Source organism: Curtobacterium sp. MMLR14_010 (genome assembly GCF_001865015.1).
Classification (GTDB): Bacteria; Actinomycetota; Actinomycetes; order Actinomycetales; family Microbacteriaceae; genus Curtobacterium.
Genome location: NZ_MJGV01000034.1, coordinates 8,141 through 8,826, shown reverse-complemented (window position 1 = coordinate 8,826; position 686 = coordinate 8,141). Strand labels below are relative to the sequence as shown.

Sequence of the window (686 nt, the reverse complement as noted above, 5' to 3'; positions counted from 1 at the left end):
CCCATCAGCGTCGTCCTCCCTTGCGAGCACCCATGCGTCGGAGGGTGCGCTCGCGGCTCAGCTCGGCGCGGCGTGCGGCGACGTTCTCGGCGCGCTTCTTGCGCTGCAGGTCGCGCAGCTCCTTGCGGGTGTAGACCGCGTTGGCGGCGACGTCGACCTCGATCGCGGAGGCCTGCCCGTGCGGCTTGCGGAGCGACCAGAGGTACAGTCCGAGGATCACGACGGCACCGACGACCGCGTCGATGACGAGCCCGATGATGCCGAAGCGGGCGATGCCCGACGCCACGGCACCGACGGCTGCGGCAGCCGGCAGCGTGATGAACCAGGCGATGACGATCTTGCCCGCGGTGGACCACTGGATCTTCGAGCCTCGGCGACCGAGGCCGGCGCCGATGATGGACCCCGACGAGACCTGCGTGGTGGACAGTGCGAAGCCGAGGTGGCTCGACGCGAGGATCGTGGCCGCGGTGGAGGCCTCGGCGGCGAAGCCCTGCGTCGCGCGGATCTCGGTGAGCCCGGAGCCGAGCGTGCGGATGATGCGCCAGCCGCCGGTGTAGGTGCCGAGGGCGATCGCGAGCGCACAGGCGACGACGACCCAGAACTGCACGCCCTGGTTCGACGACTGGGCGCCGGACGCGATCAACGTCAGCGTGATGACGCCCATCGTCTTCTGCGCGTCGTTCGTG

1 protein-coding gene is annotated in these 686 nt (G+C 70.6%); it reads right to left on the bottom strand.

What is annotated here, in order from left to right:
• Positions 1-4 precede the first annotated feature (4 nt).
• Positions 5-686: inorganic phosphate transporter (locus tag BIU98_RS07725; protein WP_139200624.1), on the bottom strand; the 682-nt coding region annotated here is incomplete at its 5' end.